Origin of the sequence: Exiguobacterium sibiricum 7-3 (genome assembly GCF_000620865.1) — a bacterium.
GTDB lineage: Bacteria > Bacillota > Bacilli > Exiguobacteriales > Exiguobacteriaceae > Exiguobacterium_A > Exiguobacterium_A sibiricum_A.
The window spans coordinates 382,810-399,755 of sequence record NZ_KK211190.1 but is presented as its reverse complement, the minus strand read 5'-3'; the positions used below and the strand labels follow the sequence as shown (position 1 = coordinate 399,755).

General features: G+C 49.4%; 13 protein-coding genes. 6 read left to right on the top strand and 7 right to left on the bottom strand.

The features are described 5' to 3' along the window. The first annotated feature begins 285 nt into the window (after positions 1-285). Both P402_RS0103065 and P402_RS0103060 read left to right on the top strand, forming a co-directional pair. Entirely contained in the window at positions 286-1,656 is a 1,371-nt protein-coding gene (locus tag P402_RS0103065) for a copper amine oxidase (RefSeq protein ID WP_026827364.1), read from the top strand. 86 nt (positions 1,657-1,742) lie between these two features. After that, positions 1,743-2,675, top strand: coding sequence for a class F sortase (locus P402_RS0103060; protein WP_026827363.1), 933 nt, complete (start codon positions 1,743-1,745; stop codon positions 2,673-2,675). A 46-nt stretch (positions 2,676-2,721) separates the two neighbouring features. Here P402_RS0103060 and P402_RS0103055 read toward each other — a convergent pair whose 3' ends face one another. The 3 genes from P402_RS0103055 to P402_RS0103045 all read right to left on the bottom strand — a co-directional run bounded on the left by P402_RS0103055 (position 2,722) and on the right by P402_RS0103045 (position 4,986). Then, on the bottom strand, positions 2,722-3,306 hold the full coding sequence (locus P402_RS0103055) for a hypothetical protein (protein ID WP_026827362.1): 585 nt from the start codon (positions 3,304-3,306) through the stop codon (positions 2,722-2,724). Between the two features lie 135 nt (positions 3,307-3,441). Next, positions 3,442-3,765: a winged helix-turn-helix transcriptional regulator gene (locus tag P402_RS0103050; protein WP_012371527.1), complete on the bottom strand. Its 324-nt coding sequence runs from the start codon at positions 3,763-3,765 to the stop codon at positions 3,442-3,444. Positions 3,766-3,837: 72 nt separating this feature from the next. After that, positions 3,838-4,986 carry an AI-2E family transporter gene (locus tag P402_RS0103045; protein ID WP_235188809.1) on the bottom strand — a complete coding sequence of 383 codons (1,149 nt, stop codon included), beginning with the start codon at positions 4,984-4,986 and terminating at the stop codon, positions 3,838-3,840. Positions 4,987-5,277: 291 nt separating this feature from the next. Here P402_RS0103045 and P402_RS0103040 point away from each other — a divergent pair, with 291 nt between their 5' ends. Continuing rightward, entirely contained in the window at positions 5,278-7,821 is a 2,544-nt protein-coding gene (locus P402_RS0103040; RefSeq protein ID WP_026827360.1) for a HAMP domain-containing sensor histidine kinase, read from the top strand. Positions 7,822-7,931: 110 nt separating this feature from the next. Then, positions 7,932-8,795, top strand: a complete 864-nt coding sequence (locus P402_RS0103035; RefSeq protein WP_026827359.1) for an NAD(P)-dependent oxidoreductase — start codon at positions 7,932-7,934, stop codon at positions 8,793-8,795. 102 nt (positions 8,796-8,897) lie between these two features. Here P402_RS0103035 and P402_RS0103030 read toward each other — a convergent pair whose 3' ends face one another. After that, positions 8,898-9,683 (bottom strand): flagellar hook-basal body protein, encoded by a 786-nt coding sequence (locus tag P402_RS0103030; protein WP_026827358.1) that lies wholly within the window; start codon positions 9,681-9,683, stop codon positions 8,898-8,900. Between the two features lie 15 nt (positions 9,684-9,698). After that, a complete protein-coding gene (locus tag P402_RS0103025) occupies positions 9,699-10,487 on the bottom strand; it encodes a flagellar hook-basal body protein (RefSeq protein WP_026827357.1) in 789 nt (262 codons plus the stop codon). 230 nt (positions 10,488-10,717) lie between these two features. Here P402_RS0103025 and P402_RS0103020 point away from each other — a divergent pair, with 230 nt between their 5' ends. Continuing rightward, positions 10,718-13,210, top strand: a complete 2,493-nt coding sequence (locus P402_RS0103020; RefSeq protein WP_026827356.1) for a bifunctional diguanylate cyclase/phosphodiesterase — start codon at positions 10,718-10,720, stop codon at positions 13,208-13,210. 61 nt (positions 13,211-13,271) lie between these two features. Here the strand turns inward: P402_RS0103020 and P402_RS0103015 are convergent, their stop codons facing one another. Beyond that, complete coding sequence (locus P402_RS0103015) at positions 13,272-14,468, bottom strand: multidrug efflux MFS transporter (protein WP_026827355.1); 1,197 nt, start codon at positions 14,466-14,468, stop codon at positions 13,272-13,274. 179 nt (positions 14,469-14,647) lie between these two features. Between P402_RS0103015 and P402_RS0103010 the strand changes: the two genes are divergently transcribed. Continuing rightward, positions 14,648-15,517, top strand: a complete 870-nt coding sequence (locus P402_RS0103010) for a hypothetical protein (protein ID WP_026827354.1) — start codon at positions 14,648-14,650, stop codon at positions 15,515-15,517. 428 nt (positions 15,518-15,945) lie between these two features. Here P402_RS0103010 and mreB read toward each other — a convergent pair whose 3' ends face one another. Continuing rightward, complete coding sequence (gene mreB, locus P402_RS0103005; protein WP_026827353.1) at positions 15,946-16,929, bottom strand: rod shape-determining protein MreB; 984 nt, start codon at positions 16,927-16,929, stop codon at positions 15,946-15,948. Between the last annotated feature and the right edge of the window lie 17 nt (positions 16,930-16,946).

The following is a 16,946-nucleotide window of genomic DNA, read 5'->3' as shown; positions in this document are numbered from 1 at the left end:
AGTCTAAAGAACAGTATAGCATATTAGTACCTGGTATTAAATAGTTGCAGTTTAGCTACAAAACAGTTCTTTTTTTAAGTGTAACATGCAGAAACAAGGAATTCGTTAAAAAAGTTTTTGAATCTCTATATATAGAAGGAATCGGAATATCCGCATTTTTTTAAAAATAAATCTGCTATTTTTCAATCCAATTCAAAACCGGGCGCGTATGCTGTTCAGAACGATACAGACAACAACTACCAAATACCAATTAGATATCACCCAAATTTGAGAGGATGAGACAAAATGAAAAACACGAAAAAATTCGCAGCAACAGCAATGGCAGCAGCACTCGTATTACCAGGAACGGCAGCATTCGCTTCCGGTGGCGGGGACGACATGAAACATGAGGACGGCGCGAAGAACGTCACGGTCAAAACAAAAGCCGCTGACCTCCGTGCGACACTCGATCAGTTACTCTCTGAGCACTTCGTGCTTGCCGTCATGGACATGAAAAAACAATATGACGGATCAAAAGATGCCCAGTATTATGAAGCAGCACTTAAACAGAACGCACTCGACATGACACCGGCGATCGCTTCTGTCTACGGCGACGAAGGCGCAAAACAATTCGAAAAAATCTTCGTTGACCACAACAAATACACAACCGATCTCGTCAAAGCCGTGAAAGCGGACGACCAGGACGGCATCAACGCGTCAAAAGCGGAAACAGAAGAGTTCGTCCAGGACCTCTCGAGCTTCCTTGATACAGCAACAGAAGGTAAACTGCCGAAGGCAGCAGCGGAAGAAGTTCTCCGTGCCCATGAAGCAGACGTCTATAAAACATTCCAACAATATGCAGCTGGTGACTACGAAGGATCGTACAACACGTTCCGCGAAGGATACAGCCGCATGTATGATATCTCGAAAGCACTCTCAGTCGCGATCACAACACAGATGCCTGAGAAGTTCGACAACACGAAAGCCGATACAAAAGCAGCTGACCTCCGGTCAACACTCAACAGCCTCGCAGCTGAGCACGTCGCCCTTGCTAACATCAGCATGACGGCAGGCGTCGATCAAGCGAAAGACTACGATGCAGCGAACTGGGCGGAAGACATGCACACAGCTGACTTCAAAGCGGCAATGAAATCGGTTTACGGTCAAGCGGGTGCGGATCAGTTCGAGCAAGTCTGGACAAAAAACCACATCGAAGCGCAAGCGAACCTCGTCACAGCAGCGATCAACGACGACAAGAAATTGATGGGCGACGCACAAGACATGCTCAAAATGTTCTCGAATGACTTCGGTGCGTTCCTTGGCGCAGCAACGGAAGAAAACCTTCCGACAAAAGCGGCACAAGAAGCGGTCTCTGGTCACGAGACATACGTCCAAGATACGTTCATGCAGTACGTCGAAGGCGACTACAAAGGATCAGCTGATACATTCCGTGAGTCGTATGCTTACATGTACGGCGTCGGTGAGAACCTCGGTGAAGCGATCGTCAAACAATCACCTGAGAAATTCATGGATGGTACACCAGGTTCAATGCCGAACACAGGTAACGGCGGCATGAGCGACAACAATACAGCTGGAACGACTGGTGCCATCGCACTCTTCGGTCTCGCACTCGGTGCAGCCGGAATCGTCCTCGCACGCAAACGTCAAAACGCATAAGATTTCGGGTATACTAAAAAGGATAGCGCCTCGGCACTATCCTTTTTCTGTGTAAGAGGCTTTGTCTCGGAAAGGAGTGACGTGTCTTGAAAAAATGGTTATTACCGGTCAGCATCCTCTTGATGCTCGTTTCAATCGGTACGTTAATTTTTCTACTGATTGGAAATACAAAAGAACCTCAAACGAATATTACGCAAGGCGATGCAAAAACTGAATCAGCCGCATCTTCCGAGACAAAGGAAGATCCACTCAAACCATCTGAAATCTTTAAAAAAGAATTTAAGAACCTCTCCACGAATCAAGTGGAACTGCCGAAAACCCTGACGATTGATTCACTTAAGGTCAAGACCAATGTGGAACAAGTTGGTCTTGATAAAAAAGGCGCCATGGGGACACCGAAAAACGAACAACAAGTCGGGTGGTATAAGTTCGGTCCCCGTCCGGGTGATGTCGGAAATGCCGTCATTGACGGACATACTGATACGAAGACCGGTCCTGCCGTCTTTTATCAGCTGCATGAACTCAAAAAAGGCGATATGGTCAAAATCAAGGATGAGTCAGGTCGGAACCTTGTCTTCCGTGTCAAAAAACTGGTCGAGTACGGTCACCTCGATGCACCGCTCGAAAAAATCTTTGGTGCATCTGATCAGCGTAACTTGAACCTGATCACGTGTATCGGTACGTATGACGAAAATGAAGGCACATACGACAACCGTCTCGTCGTCTTCACTGAACTGGATCAAAAGGCATCCGACCCCGTCAAAACACCACCAAAACCAGCGACGAACGTCCGCGTGTCAGGTGGATTCGTTAACTGGTACGCCTCAACCGACGAAGAAGTTGTTACGTATAACGTCTATCAAGAACAAGACGGAAAACGGAAAAAGCTCGGTTCGACGGAATCAATCGAACGAAAAGCGTTTCCTTTACCGAAAGATCCAACGGGACGTTTCATCGTCACAGCTGTCAACAAAGCCGGAATTGAGTCAGAAGAAGCATTCAGTGCGGTTCAAAAATAATCGACAAAAAGATCCTGTGCCTCAATCGGCACGGGATTTTTGTCGATCATTCATTTAAGGCGATCCGGAGTTGTTTTTCCCCGGACATCGTTTGATAGAATAAATCTAGTTTTCCCATCGTCAGTTCTTTCTGTTCTGTTTGTATAAGTAAGACTCCTGTCCGCTCTTCTCCCGCGCGATACTTGCCGGCGAGCGGATGTCGCTCGTGTAAAATTTCTGTTCTTTTCCCGTTTTCCTCATATTCACCAAGCTTTTGGGACAATTCGATCGAATCACCTGATTGATTTTTAATCGTCACGGTCAAAGCAAGTAACCGGTCCGTTCCTGTTCCGACTTGAACCAGTTTTTCTTTTGAGACCAGCACCCGTAACAAAGGTGTCGTCCGGACGATATCCCGCTGTTTCATCGCTAACGTCTCGACTTCCAGTTCACCGAGCGTATACCGAACCCCGATTCGGTTTTCGCGGTCAAATTGTTTCAGTTGATCTTCATGCCATTTTTGCATGACCGGAATCGGATTCGGCTCGACCGATTGAGAGTCCGTCCCCCATCCTGCGACGGGAATGATCCACTTGACGATGACGAAAATGACGCATACTGGTATCAGGACATACAATAGGATTGTTTTCACATCGATTCCTTCTCCCCTTCTCTGACGTCAACGCACTTTCCCTCATTATGTCGGTTTCGATTCAATAATTATACATTTTTTCACAATTGTAATAACAAAAACCCCTCGAACAGCTGCTCGAGGGGACGGACTTCCTTAATACGTAATGTGTTGTTTGCTCCAGGCAATCGATTCCTTAAACTGGCGAACGAGTTCTTCCGCCGGACCCGTCAAGGAATACGCGAGTCCATGGACCTTTTCCGACATCTGTTGCAAGACGAGTCCGTCTTCAATCAATTCCTGAAGTTGCTCAAGAATCTGACCGTGCGACTGATCGAGACGTTGTTCAATTTCACCAATCGTCAACGCACCATCCCGCAGAATAAAGATGACACTCGACTTGAGACTATTTTCGAAATTGTGCTGAAACTTTTGGAGGGCCAATAAATCAGCCTGTTCTTCTACGTGACGTTGATCCATCTGACACATACCCCTTTCGTGACACAATCGACTACTCTTTCAGTATGACCGAACTGTCCCGAAAATTCAAAGTCAGTCTTTTGTCGTCACGATCGTATTAAACGTCTTATCATCTTCCGCGATGACCATCTTCTTTTGCGACCGCAGGTGATACAGACGACGGATGTTCAGGATGACGACCTTCATGACAGCATAGAACGGAACACCGAGCAGAACACCGAAGAATCCAGCGATGTTCCCGGCAACAAGCAAGACGATGATGATGGTCAACGGATGGACATCAAGCGTTTTTCCTTGAACGAGCGGTGACATGATGTGGGAGTCGATCTGTTGCGCAACCGTCATGACGATAACGGCGTAAATCGCAAGGATCGGATCCTGGATAAACCCGACAATCAGTGCCGGAACAACCCCGATGACCGGTCCGAGGAACGGAATGATATTCGTCAAAGTCGCAAACAGGGCAAGCAACAGGGCGTAATCGATCCCGATGATCAAATAACCGATATAGGCTATGATTCCGACACCGATACTGACGATGACTTGTCCTCGAATATAACTCATGATTGTCAAATGCACATCATGGAGAATCTTTTTTGTCTCCTTATGGTATTCGAACGGCATCATCTTGACGAGGTTGCCTTTCAGCTTATCTCCGTCCAGCAACATGTAGATCAACATGATCGGAATGATGACAATCGTGACGACTGTCGTCGTGATGACGCTGACGAAGCCGCCGACACCGGTTCCGATGTTTTTCAGGAAGGTCGAAGCATACTCCGAGACATTCCCGGAAAACTTGTTGAACAGGTCATCTTGTCCGCTGAGGAAACGGGAGAAGAAGGCACTGTTTTCCAGTTGATTCCGGACATCAACCAGTTGACGCTGGAACTGCGAAGCAAGCGTCGGAATCGAATTAACGAATTCCGTAATCTGATCGGACAACATCGGACCGAAGATGAAACCGAGCGTCGTTAAAATGCCGGCGAGTCCGAGTAAGACCAGAATGACCGCTGGACGCCGTTTCATCTTTTTCTCAAGCAGCTCGACGATCGGCAACAGGACATAATACAGAATACCGGCAATCGCGAGTGGCGGAACGACCATCTGCAATAAAATCGCAATCGGCCGGAACAGGAATGTCACATGATTCCCAATCCAGACGATGATTAGCAGCGTCATGATCCACCAGGCACCACGGTACCATTTGTTCTCAAACATTTTTTGCATCTTGTCACTTCCTTATGATTAAAATGAGGACTTCTCCTTCATTAGATTTCCTTTATTCCCCCTCTTCTAATCCTTATTTTCAAAAAATAGTTGAAGGATTGTTCATTCAAGAATATCCGTAAAGTGGATTGCTTTTTCATTCTTGTCATAAATCCAGTAAATAAAATATCTTTTTTGCATCTTTGCGTGTTAAAGTTTGATGAATGCCCATTTAATTAAGTAAGATAAAAATACCGGATTAATTTTTTGAACCTTACAAAATAATATACGGAGGATAAACAAGTGAAATGGATTAATCAAAAAATTGGTCGCCAATTGATGTTTGCCTTTTATATGGTTTTCATCGCACTCAGTCTGACGTCAGCGATCGTCTACAACTATACGGAACGAAAGATCGACCAGACGAATATGACCTTCGATGATTTACGGGAACGCCGGACGAACGCCAATGCGTTAGCCAACGAATGGACACTTGTGCAGAGCAATGTGAAATCGTATGTGCTGTTCGGCACACCAGAAATGCTCGATACAATCAAAGCGAACCAGCGGGAAATCAATCGTTTGACGACCTGGTTCGAAAAAAATGCCATTTATGAACAAGGGAAGGACTATGCGGTCGCGACCCGAACGCTTTACGACGATTACTTCGGGACCGCCCTTCCACTTTTGACGGAATATGTCGCCGGTAAGAAACAAGGTTCGATTGACGAGGCGTTCCTCGATCCAAAGACACTTGCTTCCTTATCAAACGGGGACGATTTATTTAATGAGAACGGAACACTAAAAGGCACGAACAGTCAATTGACGACAGATGCCGATGCTGCCGGCATCGATACGTTGCTCGCCAACTACCTGACATTGATTCAGGACAAGGAGACGGAAGCGAAGACCAGCCTGCTCGGCGAGATGCGGGTCGCCCAGTTCATCTGGCTCTCGAATCTCGTGGTTCTCGTCATCATCCTGTTGCTGCTCGTTCGCCCCTTCATCAGCCGGGTGACGAAGCAGGTCAATACGTTATCCCGTGACAGCGCCCTGCTCGCCAGTGGTGAGGACATCGACAACATCCCATTACCGAAACGTCAGGATGAACTGTATACATTGACGACATCGTTTAATCGGATGGCGACATCGATCGCCGACAATAAAGTCCATATGCTGGCGAAAAATGAAGAGTTACAGGCGCAACAGGAAGAGCTCGTCGCCCAGCAGGAAGAACTGCAAGCGCAGCAAGAGGAACTCGAGGAAGCACTCGAAATCACGTTGCGCAGCGAACAGCATCTCAAATATCGCAACGAACTGACGGAGACACTGGCATCACGCGAGACGTTGACGGCCTATCCGGAAATCATCGAAAAACTCGTCTCGATCACGCAATCGGAAATCGGTGCCCTGCTGTTCCTTGATCAGCATGACGTCCGTTCAACGATTGAATACGGGATGACGGAAGAGATGGTCGGTCAGCTCGTCAAGGATGACCAGTCCTTGTTCCACCGGGCACGTGTCCTGAAACGACCGGTCCACTCATCGAAACAAGTCGCACACGACAGTCCGTTGCCGTATCCGTATTACATGTATGAAGTCGCCGTGCCGATTCTTGACCCGAACGAAGAACAGATCATCGCCTGTGTCTACCTCGTCCGTTACCGTGATGCCTTCACACCGGAACAGATGGGCGACATCCTGTCGTTCTCGCACCAGCTGTCACTCTCGCTGATGCGGATGGGGATTTATGAAAAGATGATCCATGAGAAAAATAAGACCGGTCAACTGTTGAACTCGATCCGGGAAGCTGTCGTCTACATCGAACATGAATCAGACGAACTGCTCGTCAATGAACCGTTGATGAAACTTTTCCCGGAAGTCCAGACGGAATACCAGGACGAAAGCAATCTGTCGTCCTTCCGCCAGGCGATGTCGGCGCTCTCCGCCATCATCGATGAGCCGGAACCGTTCGAACAGTATATCGAACAAATCGTCGAACAGAATCTGCCGAAAGACAGCTTACTCGTCTCGATCCGCTCGCAAAGTGCCTACATCCAGATTTATTCGGAAAAAATCCAGATCAATCAGGTCTGGGTCGGAACGATGCTTGTCCTGCGTGATGTCACGAAGGAGACGGAAGCCGACCGGATGAAAGAAGAGTTCGTTTCGACGGTCTCCCATGAACTCCGGACACCGTTATCCTCAATCTATGGTTTCACAGAATTGATGCTCAACCGGGAAATCGATTCCTTGAAACAACGGAAATACCTGACGACGATTCATTCGGAGACGGGCCGTCTGACGACACTCGTCAACGACTTCCTCGATGTCCAACGGATGGAGTCAAGCGAACAGCGTTACCAGATGGCGACGTTCGATCTCGTCCAGCTCGCAAGCGAACTGATCGATTTCCATGATGCCTCGCACACGACACACCAGTTGTCGTTTGAGGCGGAAGGTCCAATCATGATTGATGCTGATTCGGAAAAAATCAAACAGTTGCTAAACAACCTGCTCAGCAATGCCATCAAATATTCACCGGACGGCGGCGATGTCGCGATTCGGATCGAAAACCACGACGGCTTCGCTGAAATCACGATTCGCGACCAGGGAATCGGGATTCCGCAAGAAGCGATGTCGAAGTTGTTCGATAAGTTCTACCGGGTCGACAATTCGGAAACCCGGAAAATCGGTGGAACCGGACTTGGTCTATCGATTTGTAAGGAAATCGTCAAACATCATAACGGGACGATCGATGTCGAATCGACGATCGGTGCCGGATCGACCTTTACGATCCGCTTCCCGATTGCGGTCATCTCGACCATCCTCACGTACGAAGAATAAGCTGACGTGCCTTTGTCTGAATCAGACGAGGCACGTTTTTTTGTCAGGTTATGGACCGCTGCAGGACGGGTATTGAGAGAAAGAGCTGAAAAACGAAGGGAGTTCTATTGATGACATTAGGTTGGATTGGATTAGGTCATATGGGAGTGCCGATGGCGTTACGTCTCAGACAGGCCGGGCACCAGGTTAACGTTTATAACCGGACGGTCGAGAAGACGGCTTCTCTCGTCAAAGAAGGGGCTGTCGCGCTCGAATCGCCCCGCGCCGTCGTCGAACAGTCGGACATCATCTTTCTGATGCTCGCGGATGGTCCTGCCATCACGGCGGTCTTCGAACAGGAAGACGGGCTGCTGACGAGTGCACTGTCAGGGAAAACCCTCGTCAACTTGAGTACGATTTCACCGGATCAATCGACTTCATTTTCGGAACGTGCCGAACAGATTGGTGCAATCTATATCGAAGCCCCGGTCTCCGGATCCGTCGGGGTTGCTGAAGCAGGTCAACTCGTTCTGTTACTCGGCGGAGACGAACAGGCGATTGCCGCCTGTCGTCCCTACTTCGAGATTCTCGGAAAAGAAAGCATTCATTTCGGTGCCCACGGAACAGGGAGTTCAGCAAAACTCGCCATCAACCTCCTGCTCGCACTTGTCGGGGAAGGTGTTGCCGAGACGCTGTTGCTTGGCGAACGGGCCGGACTCGATAAAAACAAGCTCCTCCAGCTGATCGGTGCTTCCGGGATGAACACACCGCTTTTCCAAGGCAAACAAACGATGTACCGGGAGGAAAAGTTCCCGCCTGCGTTCCCGCTTCGCCTGATGGCAAAAGATCTCGGGTTAATCACGGAAGAAGCGAAACGCTTGACGCTTGACCTGCCCCTGGCAACGACGGCAAACAAGCAGTACCAAAACGCTTTAGAAGAGGGTCACGGCGACGAAGACATGGCCGCGATTTATCTCGCGTTGAAAAAAAACTAATCGTATCCACACTGACATCAGCGTCAGTACAAACAGAAAAGAGGGAGTCGGATTTTAAAAATCCGGCCCCCTCTTTCGTGTATTCAGATATACATTTTCCGCTTATTTCAGCGACGTCACGATGCCCATCATCTGGTCCGATGTCGTCAGGGCTTTTGAATTAAACTGATAGGCCCGCTGAATTTGCGTCAAGTTCGTCATCTCCGTCGCCATATCGACATTCGATGTCTCAAGCGTTCCGACCGTCAACGGATTCACGGTTGTCGTGTTCTGGTATCGTCCCGTCGCGGTGAAGAGTCCGCCTCCGACATCCGTCAATTCCCCGTGGTTCGGAATATCGGCGACGCCAATCCGGGCGAGCACACGGCGTTCGCCGTTCAGTACGCCGGTGATGTTGCCATCCTTGTTCAGTTCAATCGACGTCGCATTGTCCGGGAACGTGATCGGTTCGTTCGCCTGATTGATGACCGAACGTCCGGCATCATCCGTCAATAGAACTTGACCGTTTGCCTGCGGTGACAATTCAAAATTGCCGTCGCGTGTAAATTTCGTCACGCCATCCGCATCAATCACACCAAAGAAATGGTGGGGATTGCTGAGGGCCGCATCGAGCTTGCGTCCGGTATTTTGGAACGTCCCGGTTGCGAAACGCGTCGCTTCATTGGCGACATACCCGCCGACACCGAGGCGGAGACCGGCCGGTGTCGTCAGCGGTCCGGTCGTCAGTCCCGCCGGTTGGTTATTCAGATTCCGGACGAGCAGTTCATTGAACTGGGAATCCCGTCGTTTGTATCCGTTCGTATTGGCGTTCGCCAAATTATGTCCCGTCGTATCAAGCTGTTTTTGAAGCTGAGCCATCGTACTGGCCGACGTATAAAGTGATTGCATGAATTTCCTCCTTGATTAACGGACGCGTCCGATTTCCGAGACTGCTCTTTCAGCGGTCCGGTCATAGGCCTGGATGACTTTCTGATTGGCTTCGAATTGACGGAGACCGGCATTCATCTCTGTCATCGTCTGTTCGACTTCGACATTCCCGAGTTCGAGCACGCCTTGATCGACTTTGACGGCACCGGCGTTTAACGCGTCCGGCGAACGGAACAGACCGTTCCCGGTCCGCTCAAGCGTCTCCGGCTGATTCGTCACGACAAGACCGAGGTTACCGATTGCTTGACCGTTCCCGTCCGTGACAGCACCGTCCGCACTGACGGTGAAATCTTCATTCACGACGTTGAGCGGTTGACCGTCGTCACCAAGGACAAGATCATTTTCCGTCGTCCGCAGGAGACCGTCCTGTCCGACAGCGAACTGACCGTTCGTCGTGTACAGGGTCTCTTCTTCACCGGTCGCAGGATCGGCATGCCGGATTGTAAACAAGGCTGCCCCTTCAAGCGAACTGATTTGAAGATCCGTCGCATTGCCCGTCTCCGTGATCGAACCGAGGGCAAAGTTCGGTGTTGCTGCCTGCATGAAGACACCGGTCGCGAGTTTTCCGACCGTCCCGCGTGAACGGACACCGGATTGTTCGTTGATGCCCGACTGCTGGATCATCATCTCCGGAAAGGTCCGCAGGGACGCCTGATCGGCCCGGAATCCCGGCGTCCGGGCGTTGGCCAGGTTATTGCTTAACATTTCTTGTTGCCGTTGTAACGCCTGCATCGCACCAGACGCCGTATACATTCCTCGTAACATATGTGTTGGCTCCTCATTGACTTATTGTTCAATTCTGTTCCTTAAGTATATCGGTCAATTTTTTGGAAATTCGATGTTTTTTTCAAAATAAGGCAATGAATCTCGTAGATGCATCGAAAGGCCTACCCCTGTTGTTCAAAAACATTTGCTTATTTTTCAACAGACACGATATTTCTAAATCCCATAAATTGTTATAATCAAGTTATAACGATACTAAATGAGGTGAGATTATGCCCTTCTTCAAAAAGAAGAACACAGAATCCTTCATCAACGGCTCGCTTGATTTTAAACAACTGGTCGACGCGACACACTTTCTCGAAAATCATCCGGATGCGGTCTATACCTTAAATCTGGAAGGCCAAATCGTCTCCTACAATCAAAAACTGTCCCTGTTGCTCGGCTATGGCGGAAAAAAACTCCATCACCAATATTTCAGCGACTTCATCACATCCGCTGAAGCCAAACGGATTGCTCCGCTCAAACAACGGGCCTTAACCGGCGAGACCATTCACTTCACAGCAGAAGTTACCCATCACGACGGGCATCGTTTGACGATGAACGTCACGAATATTCCAATCTATCAAAATCATGTCATCATCGGTGTCTACGGCATTGCCCGGGACATCACTCAACATATCCAGCTTCGACTTCAGCATACCCGACTCTCGGCGAAAGAACAGCTGACCGCATCGCTTCCAGGACTGGCTTTTTTTGAGTACGAAACGACACAGGACCGGCTGACTTTATCGGCTCATTTCGCCTCTTTACTTGATATCTCACAACATCGGCTGACTTCCCTCGATTACGATGAATTTTTATATGAAATTCATCCCGAAGACCGGTCACGCTTTAAACAACAACTGACGCTTCTTCAGACAGGTGAACCAACTGTCTCCTGTTCTTTACGAATGAATCAAACACGTGACTACACACAAGATGTCACGTGCCAAGGGTTGCGTTTCGAAGAAAATTCTCAGGAGCTGTTCAGTTTTCTGTTTCAGGCTGTCGCTACACCCGATAATGAACCGGAACGTGTGCCAGACCGGACGATCCAACCAGAAGAGATTCGCAAGCTCTCTTTATATGATGAAGTGACCGGACTGCCAAATCGGACCCTGTTCCTCGAAGAAGTCGAGCACCTGATCCGGACTGATCATCCGTTTACGATTTTATCGCTTGATTTTAATCAGTTGCATCAGATCAATGAACAGATCGGCTATGAGATTGGTGATCAATGGTTGCGACAGACGAGTCACTATTTAACGGAAACATTACCGGACCTCTATTGCGCCCGCCTTGCCGGCGACCATTATGCCGCTTTGTCGACACAACCGTTCGACGAAGTCATCCTGAAAGAGATATGCCTCAAGTTGTTAACGCTGAACACGACCCGTTTTCAGATTGAAGGCTACGAACTGGCGGCCGAACTTGCGATTGGTCTCAGTCCGTTCCAACATGACGAGACGACGGCAACAGAGTTACTCCAGACTGCCAATCGTGCTTTGTCCCGTGCCAAACTAAAGGTACAACCCGCTTACGAATTTTATACGTCACAGCTCGACCTTGAAATCTATCGTCGTCATCAGCTCGAGCAGAGTCTGCGTCATGCAATCGAACAAGACGAACTGTTTCTTGAATACCAACCCAAGGTCGACATATGGAGCGGACAGATTTTAGCATGTGAAGCTTTGATTCGTTGGGATCATCCCGAATGGGGACGTATTCCTCCACAAGACTTCATCCCGTTGTCGGAAGAAGGTCATTGTTATCTGCCCATCGGAGAATGGGTGCTCGACACCGTCTGTCAGACGATTCAATCCCTCTTGCAACAACGTGTTCCGATCGTCCCGATTTCAATCAATCTCTCTTCGAATCAACTGCTTCACCGTGACTTCTTCCAAACGATCCGTACGTGCCTGCATCGCTATCAAGTCCCGGCGCGGTACTTACAACTCGAGCTTCAGGAAAGCATCCTGTTGCACGAAAGTGAGTTCGTCAAAGAGACGTTGCAGCAGCTCCACCAGTTAGGCATCCAGCTGATCCTTGACGGCTACGGGAGCGGCGTTTCTTCCTTAAGCAGTCTTCAAACGTATCCGATCAGCAGTCTGAAACTTGACCGGTCGTTCGTCGCCCAACTCGAAGAAGACGACCGGTCGGTTCCATTAATCAAAAGCATCGTTTACCTGGCGAAAGAATTTCAGTTGTCCGTCGTCGCCGAAGGAATCGAGACGCTGACCCAACTCGATCAGTTCCGGAATTTTGAATGCCATGCCGTCCAAGGTTACCTGTTCAGCCGACCCGTCGGCATCGAAGCGTTACGTCTTCTTTTGAAACAAGGAGTCCTGCAGCCGGTAGAATCGATGAAGAAGTCACCGAAAAAACCGTTGCCGTCTCTACACGGACTTATCTCGATCACACGATTGAACGGAAAGGATGTCAACGTCGGGGCTTCCCCGATCCTCATCACCCGCAGTACGAACCGCTCTGTTCATTTTTATGCGTCAATCCGCCTGCCAGTCGACCATCAAATCGAGCTGTCGCTTCAATTAACGGATATCGTCCATCCGAAAATACTGATTGAACCACTCGCTGTGACTGAACTCGATAACGGACTGTTCCATTATTCAGCCGACTATAAAATCCGTGCCCAGTCAGGTCAAATCATGAAAGCCCTCGAAACGTCCGAGCAACTGAAGCTCGATGAGTTCTTCATGTTATCCTGACATTTCTCACAGATCAAAAAGGCTGTTCCGATGAAAATCGAAACAGCCTTTTTCGTATGCATCATGAATGTTTTTTGCTGAGGACAGCCGTTTGCGTCCGTTCAAGCACCGCGTTCGTGATGACAATCAGACCGGTAAACAGGAACAACGCTTCGAAACCGAAGTGACCGGCAATCTGGCCACCCGCGAGTGGTCCGAGGAAATTCCCCATGAACTGGGCCGACTGGTTGTAACCGAAAATCCGACCCGATGCATTCGCCGGTGTGTGTTTCCGAAGCAGCGCCTGGACCGACGGCATCAAGGCAGCGGTCGCAAATCCGAGTCCCATCCGTAAGACAATCAATTGACTCGTATCGGTCACGAAGGCTTGCGGAATCAAGAAGGCTGCGAAGATTAACAAGGCGAAGAACAAGACGCGTTCTGCCCCGATTTTATCCGACAACCGACCGAGCCGCTGGGCAGCGATCAACGCCGCAATACCGGGAGCCGACGCGACGATTCCGGATAACAGGGCCAATCGTTCCGTACCGGGACTGAGTTCCCGGACATACAACGACAGAATCGGACTAATTGATTGAGCCGCGAACTGAATCAGGAACGTCGTCAGGAAGAGGCTTAAAATCAGTTCCGGATGACGCAATGACTGAATGATTTGTTTCGCTGATGCCATCTGCTTCGTTTGCAGCGGCACGAAGTCTTCTTTGACAAAGAAGTACGTGACGAGGAACGTCAGGAAGAGCGGAATGCTCGTAAAGAGAAAAACGGGTCGAAGCCCAATCATATCGGCAAGGAATCCTCCAATCAGAGGTCCGAGTAATCCACCGGCAATCCCACCGGTCGATAATGTACCGAGCGCCCAGCCACTTTTCTCTTTTGGGGTTTGTGACGCAATCAAGGTGATTCCGGCGGAGATGAATCCGGAGACGGCACCCATGACGAGTCGTAAGAAAACGAGTTGATAGACATCCTGCACGAAACTAATCAGGAACATGACGATCGACATGCCGAGGCTTGCGCGGAGCAACATCAACTTCCGTCCTTTTTTATCGGCCAACCGTCCCCAAATCGGTGAGACGATCGCTGCGACAAGGAAGGTCGCACCAAACGCTACGCCGGACCAGGTCGTAATTTCCTGACGTCCGTGGACACCAAGTTCTTCAATGAATAAGGGCAAAAACGGTAAGACTAAACTTAACGCGGCAGCGGTTAAAAAACTACCGATCCAAACAACAACTAAATTTCGTTTCCACAATGGCATTGTGGCTTCACTTCCTTTTTAATGGTAATTCCGTTTCAATACAACAATCTCTAATATACACTTCACAAAGTGAAATGTCTAGGATTTGAACTGATTCTAAGGGCTCCCGGACTATTGGCTTATATCCAAGTCGCACCGGACAACCGATAATAAGATAACTCAATAAGGGAGTGAACGATATGAAACGCTTCATCGTCAGTTTGATTTGTCTTACGATGGTTGCGACGCTTCTGCCTGCCAGAACCGAAGCGGCCGTCACCGTCACGCGTCATACCGTGATGTGGTCAATTCCTGAAGCGAAACAAATTTCAACGAAAGTCACACAGCTGGCAAACAGACAGATGAAACGTGTCTACCTGCATGTCGCTGTCGAGGGTGACCGAACTCTCTACCGCACATTCGTTGAAAAAGCCCATCTTGCCGGAATCGAAGTCTATTTCCTGTTCGGCCAGCCCGCATGGATTACGAATGAAGGGACGACGAACCGACCGAACGTCGAAGATCCGTTAGCCTGGATCAATGTCTATCTTCAAGAAACAATGGAACGTCCGGATGGCATCAGTGTCGATCTCGAGCCTTATGCTTTACCGGCCTGGGAAACGGATCAAGCGGCCGTCATCTCCTCCTACCAACGCTTGCTGACAGCTTTTCACGATGTCAGCTCGTCGCAACGTCTCCCGTTGCAACTGTTCCTGCCGTTTTGGTTCCATACCGTGCCGGATGCTTCCGGGCAACCTCTCAGCGAATGGGCGATGGAACTGGCTGATGAAGTCACATTGATGAGTTACCGGACCGTCTACAGTGGCGGAAACGGTCTCGCTGCGATTACGATGACGGATGCTCTCTATGCCGCCAGTCATCAACACCGTCTGTCGTACGCACTGGAATTCACGGAACTGCCGGAAACACCAAGTATCACGTTTTACGGACAGACGCGGACTGCCCTCAATCAGCTCGTCAATCAGACGATGAACAGTTCCCTGCCGCCAAGCGCCATCGTCTATCATGATTTTGATGCGTATCAAGCCTTCATGCGTAGTACGCAGTAATCAATAGACCGTGACTTCTATCGTGCACAGGAAATACGAATCAATTTTGAACCAGTATCAAAAGAAACCATTTTTTCGAACGCAAAGAGGCTGACTCCAAACGGAAGATGTCTTTCGATTAAAATTCATCGCACTTTTTCGCCGTGAATAATAAAAATTTGCAGAGCAATGGCCGATCATCCCGTCAAAAGATAGGATGATCGGCCATTTTTGATTGATAGAGGACGGAGACGTTCATCCTCGACTCCTATGGGAAAAGGAAGCGTGGTTAACGCTTCCGTCAAGAATAGGTAAGACCCGGCATGACCGCATGGAGTGCGGGATGCCGCGGCTTACCTTCCGCCCATGGAAAGCGAGGATGTCGGAAACGTCCGACACAAGGATTAATCTTGGCGTGACTTATGAGTCAGCTTCTTGTTTAATTCGCCTTATTTCCCTAGATGATCCAGCATGATCCCTGTCCCGCGTGCGACACATAACATCGGATCTTCTGCAATGAGGACCGGAAGTCCAAGTTCTTTCGCCAGCAACTGGTCGATTCCGTCAAGCAACGCTCCGCCACCCGTCAGGATGATCCCGCGGTCGATGATATCTGCCGCAAGTTCCGGTGGTGTTTTCTCGAGGACACGTTTTGTCGCTTCGACGATTTCCATTGCGGCTTCCGCCAATGCTTCATGCATCTCCTGGGATGAAATCGTGATGTTGTCCGGGAGGCCTGTCACGAGATTCCGACCACGAATGTCCATCTCTTCTTGACGCCCCTCGTCTGAAACGGTCGCAACCGTCATCTTGACGTTTTGAGCCGTCCGTTCTCCGATAATCAATTTGTGATTGTCCTTGATCGCACGAATGATATCATGATCAAATCGGTCTCCGGCGACTTTGATGGTCTCACCGCAGACGATATCACCCATCGACAGGACCGCGACATCCGTCGTCCCGCCACCGATATCAATTACCATGTGTCCCGCAGGCATCCAAATATCCATCCCTGCTCCGACAGCTGCGACTTTCGGTTCGACTTCAAGGAAAACGGTTTTGGCGCCTGATTTTTCACCTGCTTGACGAATCGCTTTCGCTTCGACCGTCGTGATGCTGGCCGGTGTACAAATCAACATCCGGACTCCGCCGAACATACTTCTCACTTCAATTTTATCGATGAAGTGGCGTAACATCGCTTCCGTCATCTCAAAATCAGCGATGACACCATCGCGTAACGGACGGATGGCGACGATGTTCCCCGGTGTCCGGCCGACCATCTGATGCGCTTCCGTTCCGACAGCATGAATCTTTCCTGTTACTTTATCAATAGCAACGACCGATGGCTCATCGAGTACGATTCCCTTACCTTTTACGTGAATGACGACATTTGCCGTCCCTAGGTCAATTCCGATATCCTTTGTCAAAAACATCTCGCGTGATCTCCTTT